4 protein-coding genes are annotated in these 6,158 nt (G+C 72.2%); 1 reads left to right on the forward strand and 3 read right to left on the reverse strand.

Translation table 11 applies throughout. The annotated features are described in order from the left end of the window. Positions 1-8: 8 nt before the first annotated feature. Genes O4J56_RS14660 through O4J56_RS14670 form a run of 3 tightly spaced genes read right to left on the reverse strand, consistent with a single transcriptional unit; the run spans position 9 to position 3,368 of the window. Positions 9-971, reverse strand: coding sequence for a carbohydrate ABC transporter permease (locus O4J56_RS14660; RefSeq protein WP_408639120.1), 963 nt, complete (start codon positions 969-971; stop codon positions 9-11). Then, complete coding sequence (locus tag O4J56_RS14665; protein ID WP_270686333.1) at positions 968-1,948, reverse strand: carbohydrate ABC transporter permease; 981 nt, start codon at positions 1,946-1,948, stop codon at positions 968-970. The genes O4J56_RS14660 and O4J56_RS14665 overlap by 4 nt, the downstream gene beginning before the upstream one ends. 16 nt (positions 1,949-1,964) lie before the next feature. After that, positions 1,965-3,368, reverse strand: coding sequence for an ABC transporter substrate-binding protein (locus O4J56_RS14670; protein ID WP_270686334.1), 1,404 nt, complete (start codon positions 3,366-3,368; stop codon positions 1,965-1,967). A 345-nt stretch (positions 3,369-3,713) separates the two neighbouring features. Here O4J56_RS14670 and lon point away from each other — a divergent pair, with 345 nt between their 5' ends. Then, positions 3,714-6,125: an endopeptidase La gene (gene lon, locus O4J56_RS14675; protein ID WP_270686335.1), complete on the forward strand. Its 2,412-nt coding sequence runs from the start codon at positions 3,714-3,716 to the stop codon at positions 6,123-6,125. The last annotated feature ends 33 nt before the right edge of the window (positions 6,126-6,158 follow it).

A 6,158-nucleotide genomic window follows, 5' to 3' on the forward strand; every position in this document is an offset into this window, starting at 1 on the left:
AGGCGGGGTCAGCCCTTCATGCTCCCGGCCATCAGGCCCCGGGCGAAGTACCGCTGCAGGGAGAAGAACACCAGCAGCGGCACCACCATCGACACGAACGCCCCCGCCGTGAGCCGCTGCCACTCGTTGCCGCGGGTCCCGGCCAGTTCGGCCAGGCGCACGGTCAGCGGCGCCACGTCGATGCTGCCGCCCGCGAAGATCAGCGCCACCAGCAGGTCGTTCCACACCCACAGGAACTGGAAGATGGCCAGCGACACCAGCGCCGGGACGGTCAGCGGCAGCACGATGCGCCGGAAGATCGTGCCGTGCCCGGCGCCGTCGGCGCGCGCCGCCTCGATGATGCTGGAGGGCAGCCGGGAGATGAAGTTGTGCATCAGGAAGATGCCCAGCGGCAGGCCGAACATGGTGTGCGCGATCCACACGTTGGTGAACTGGAAGGCGCCGGGCAGGTCCAGCGGCGGCACCACGGTGGTCGTGCCGATCGCCACCCCGTCGGAGAACAGCCGCAGCAGCGGCACCAGCGACATCTGCAGCGGCACGATCTGCAGCGCGAACACGCCGATGAACAGCCAGTCCCGCCCGGGGAAGCGCATCCACGCCAGGGCGTAGGCGGCCATGGCCGCCAGCAGCACCACGAACACCATCGTCGGCACCGCGATGGTGAAGGAGTTGACGAAGTAGCTGGCCAGGCGTCCGTCGCTGGAGCTGCCGAAGAGCACGTCGGCGTAGTTGCGCAGGGTGAACTCGGGGTCGAGCGGGACGGTCCACCAGCCGGTCGTCTTGATCTGCTCCTCGGGCCGGAACGAGGAGATGAGCAGCCCGGCGGTGGGCAGCGTCCACAGCACCGCGATGGCGATCGCCGCCGCGCTGCCGGCCGCGCCGGAGAGGCGGGCGCGCACCCGGGCGGCCTGGGGGGCGGGGCCGCGCCGGTCCGGGGAGCGGCCGCCGGGGTCCGTGCGGGTCGGGGTCACTGGGCCTCCCTGGAGCGCCGGGTGCTGCGGATCTGGATCAGCACGAGCGGGACCACCAGCACGAACAGGAACACCGCCAGCGCCGACCCCTGTCCCAGCTCGCCGTAGCGGAACGCCTGGTTGTACATCTCGTTGGCGATGACCGAGGTGGAGAACTGGCCGCCGGTGACGGTGCGGACGATGTCGAACACCTTCAGGGTCTGCACCGAGATGGTGATCAGCACGACCGCCACCGTCGGCCAGATCATCGGGAGGGTGACCCGCCAGAACAGCTGCAGCGGCGACACCCCGTCGATCCTGGCGGCCTCGATGATCTCCACGGGGATCGCCTTGATCGCCGCGGACAGGATGACCATGGCGAACCCGGCCTGGATCCAGATCAGGACCACGATCAGCAGCAGCGTGTTGAGCGGCTGGTCCAGCAGCCACAGCCGGGGCTCGCCGCCCAGCATGGTCCAGACCTGGTTGAGCACCCCGATCTGGTCGGACTCGGCCGGGCGGTGCGCGTAGACGAACTTCCAGATGATGCTCGCCCCGACGAAGGAGATCGCCATCGGCATGAACAGCAGCGACTTGGCGAGCGACTCGTAGCGGGCGCGGTCCACCAGCACCGCGTACACCAGCCCGGTGGCGGTGGCCAGCGCCGGGGCGATGAGCACCCAGAGCAGGGTGTTGCGCAGCACCACCAGGATCTCGGGGCGGGTGAACATCCAGGCGTAGTTGCGCAGCCCCACCCAGGCCTGCCCGGGCCCGTCCATGAAGGACAGGACGGTGGTGCGCACCACCGGGTAGACCAGGCCGACCAGCAGGAGCAGGCCCGCCGGGCCGAGGAAGCAGGCCGCCTGCCACCACTCCCGGCGGGTGCTCGGGCCGCCGTCCACGGCGACCAGCAGCACCCCGAACACCGCCAGGAAGCCCGCGACCCCGATCACCAGCCAGAGCAGCTTGGGCAGTTCGGAGAGGAGGTCGAATCCCATCGCGCCGGCGCTCTTTCTACTCGCTCCAGGAGTCCTCGATGTAGGCGAGCGTCTCCTCGTTGCCCTTGCCGTTGATCCAGTCGGTCATCCCGCGCCAGAACGTGCCCGAGCCGACCTCGGCGGGCATGTTGTCGCCGCCGTCCCAGCGGAACACCACCTCGGGGTCGCGCAGCAGCTCGGCGGAGAGCCGGTCGATGGGGTTCTCCAGCAGCTCCAGGTCGGCGTCCCGGTGCGCGGAGAACCAGCGGCCCAGGGAGGCGCGGCTGTCCGCGAACTCCACGGTGGCCAGGTACTCCTGCACGGCCACGACCTCGGGCCGGTCGGTGAAGGCCGCGGCGAACTCGCCGCCGCCGACGATCGGGGTGCCGACCTCCTCGTCGATGGCGGGCAGGTTGAAGGCGTAGATGTCGCCGTTCTCGGAGATGTCGGTGTCCTCGGGCCAGTTGGCGGCGTAGAAGGAGCCCATCATGTACATGCCGCACTCGCCCTCGTTCACCGGAAGCCCGGCGTCCTGCTGGGAGGTGGTGGCGATGGACTTGACGCCGCCGTGGCCGCCGTTGACGTAGTCGGGGTTGCGCAGGATGCCGTCGACCCGCTCCAGCGACTCCACGATCTTCGGGTCGTCGAACGGGATCTCGTGCTCGACCCACTGGTCGTAGACCTCGGGGCCGTGCTCCCGCAGCACCGCGTTCTCCAGCCAGTCGGTGGCGGGCCAGCCGGTGGCCTCGCCCGACTCGATGCCGGCGCACCAGGGCTTGAGCCCGTCACCGGCCATGGCGTCGGACAGTTCGGTCATCTCGTCCCAGGTCTGCGGGATCTCGTAGCCGTTCTCCTCGAACACCGTGGGCGAGTACCAGACCAGCGACTTCACGTTGGAGGCCTGCGGGCTCGCGTACAGCTCTCCGTCGTGCTCCACGTAGGAGAGCCAGTCCTCGGTCCAGCCCTCCCGGGCCAGGTCCGCGGCGCCCTCGGGCAGCGGCAGCGCGTCGCCGGACTCGACGAACCGGGCGAGCAGGCCGGGCTGGGGGAAGATCGCGATGTCCGGGGCGTTGCCGCCGTCCACCTTGACCTGGATCTGCGCCTCGAACTCGCCGCTGCCCTCGTAGTCGATGGTGATGCCGGTGCAGTCGCTGAACTCCTGCCAGGCCTGCCGCAGCCGCTCGCCCTCCTCGTCGCGGATGGACCCGTACATCTCCACGGTGCCGCCGATGTCCTGCCACTGGGCGTAGGGCTCGCAGGCCGCGGAGTCGGGGTCGGCCCCGCCGCCGCCGGTCTCCCCGGCGAGGTAGCCGCAGCCGGACGCCAGCAGGACGAGGGGCAGCAGGGCGGCTCCGGCCGCACGGGCGGGGCGCCGCGCGGCGGCCGGGGCCGAGCGCCGCGCGCGCGGGGACGTCGTCGTCGGGGTCGGGGACGGGGCCATGCGCACCTCCATGGACGCCCGGAACTGGTATAGACCGGGACCACCGATCCAAGTCGCCCGGGGCGCCGATGTCCAGAGCGCGGACGTCCCCCGTCCGCAACGGTTCAGTTACGGTGCAGGTCAGAAGGGGTGAGGGGGCGTGGTTCAGGTCACATTGGTCCGACCATCCCGCTTCGTTCGCTTTGGGGTGGGAGGAGGGGCGGCGGCCGCCGACCGCCGGGGAACGGGCGGCGGCCGGGGCGCTTCCTCCCGGGTCCGGAGGTGATCGCTCACGGCGAACGGGCGCCCGGGAAGAAAACCGGACTCTTCTTTATTGAGTGATAGTGACTCAACAAGGAGGGTCCGATGACTGAAGCGCAGACCGGCGTCACCCTGCCGGTGCTCCCCCTCGACGACGACGTCGTCCTCCCCGGCATGGTCGTGCCGGTGGACATCTCCGATTCCGAGGTCCGCGCCGCCATCGACGCCGCGCGCGCCGGACACGACGGCGGCGCCCAGGTCCCCGGTATCCGCTCCCAGAGCAAGCCGCGGGTGCTCATCGTTCCGCGCATCGACGGCAGCCACACCGGGACCGGGACGGTGGCCGTCGTCGAGCAGGTCGGCCGCACGCCCCAGGGCGACCCCGCGGCCGTGCTGCGCGGCACCGCCCGCGCACGCGTCGGCAGCGGCACCACCGGCCCCGGCGCCGCGCTGTGGGTCTCGGCCGAGGTGCACTCCGACCAGGCCCCCGAGGGCGGCCACCCCGGCAAGGTGACCGAGCTGGCCCGCGAGTACAAGGGCCTGGCCGCCTCCTACCTGCAGAAGCGGGGCGCCTGGCAGGCGATCGACACCATCCAGCAGACCGACGACCCGGCCCGCCTGGCCGACCGCGGCGGGTACTCGCCGTTCCTGACCACCGAGCAGAAGCTGCGGCTGCTGGAGACCTACGACGTGGCCGAGCGGCTGCGCCTGCTGACCGAGTGGACCCGCGAGGCGCTCGCCGAGCTGGACGTCGCCGAGACCATCGACAAGGACGTCCAGGAGGGCGTCGACAAGCAGCAGCGCGAGTTCCTGCTGCGCCGCCAGATGGAGGCCATCCGCAAGGAGCTCAACGAGCTGGACGGCCGCCCCGGCAGCGAGGAGGACGACTACCGGGAGCGCGTCGAGGCCGCCGACCTGCCCGACCACGTGCGCAAGGCCGCGCTGGAGGAGGTCGACAAGCTGGAGCGCGCCGGGGACTCCTCGCCCGAGTCCGGGTGGATCCGCACCTGGCTCGACACGGTGCTCGACATGCCGTGGAACGAGCGCACCGACGACTCCTACGACATCGCCGGGGCGCGCGGCGTCCTGGACGCCGACCACACCGGCCTCGACGACGTCAAGGACCGCATCACCGAGTACCTGGCGGTGCGCAAGCGCCGCGACGAGCGCGGCCTGGGCGTGGTCGGCGGGCGCCGCAGCGGCGCCGTGCTCGCGCTGGTCGGGCCGCCCGGGGTCGGCAAGACCTCGCTCGGCGAGTCGGTCGCCCGCGCCATGGGCCGCACGTTCACCCGCGTGGCCCTGGGCGGCGTCCGCGACGAGGCCGAGATCCGCGGCCACCGGCGCACCTACGTGGGCGCCATGCCGGGGCGCATCGTGCGGGCGATCCGCGAGTCCGGGTCGATGAACCCGGTGGTCCTGCTGGACGAGATCGACAAGGTCGGCGCCGACTTCCGCGGCGACCCCACCTCGGCCCTGCTGGAGGTGCTCGACCCGGCGCAGAACCACACCTTCCGCGACCACTACCTGGAGGTCGACCTCGACCTGTCGGACGTGGTGTTCCTGGCCACCGCCAACAGCCTGGAGACGATCCCCGGGCCGCTGCTGGACCGGATGGAACTGGTGGAGCTGGACGGCTACACCGAGCGGGAGAAGGTCTCCATCGCCCGCGACCACCTGCTGCCCCGGCAGCTCGACAAGGCCGGGCTGGACGCCGGCGAGGTGGCGTTCGACGACGGGGCGCTGCGCCGCCTGGCCGCCGAGTACACCCGCGAGGCGGGGGTGCGCGGCCTGGAGCGGGCCATCGCCCGGGTGCTGCGCAAGGTCGCCGCGCAGGAGGCGCTGGAGAGCGGGCACCTGCCGGTGGCCGTCGGCGCCGAGGACCTGACCGGCTACCTGGGGCGGCCCCGGCACACCCCGGAGTCGGCCGAGCGCACCTCCGTGCCGGGGGTCGCCACCGGCCTGGCCGTCACCGGCGCGGGCGGGGACGTGCTGTTCGTGGAGGCCTCCCTGGCCGACCCGGAGTCGGGGGCGAGCGGGGTCACCCTCACCGGGCAGCTCGGCGACGTGATGAAGGAGTCGGCCCAGATCGCCCTGTCCTTCCTGCGCTCGCGCGGCGCGGAGCTGGAGCTGCCGGTGGGCGACCTCAAGGACCGCGGCGTGCACGTCCACGTCCCGGCGGGGGCCACCCCCAAGGACGGCCCCAGCGCCGGGGTGACCATGACCACGGCGCTGGCCTCGCTCCTGTCCGGCCGCCCGGCCCGCTCCGACGTGGCCATGACCGGCGAGGTGTCCCTGACCGGCCGGGTGCTGCCCATCGGCGGGGTGAAGCAGAAGCTGCTGGCCGCGCACAGGGCGGGCATCACCACGGTGCTGATCCCGGCCAGGAACGAGCCCGACCTGGACGACGTCCCCGACGACGTCCTGGAGGAACTGGAGGTGCACGCCGTGGCCGACGTGCGCGAGGTCCTGGACCTGGCCCTGACCCCCGCCCACAACGCGGAGGCCGTGGCCGCATAAGGAACGGCACGAAGGCGGGCGGGGCGGCGGGGG

It is taken from the genome of Nocardiopsis endophytica (genome assembly GCF_027706725.1).
Classification (GTDB): domain Bacteria; phylum Actinomycetota; class Actinomycetes; order Streptosporangiales; family Streptosporangiaceae; genus Nocardiopsis_A; species Nocardiopsis_A endophytica.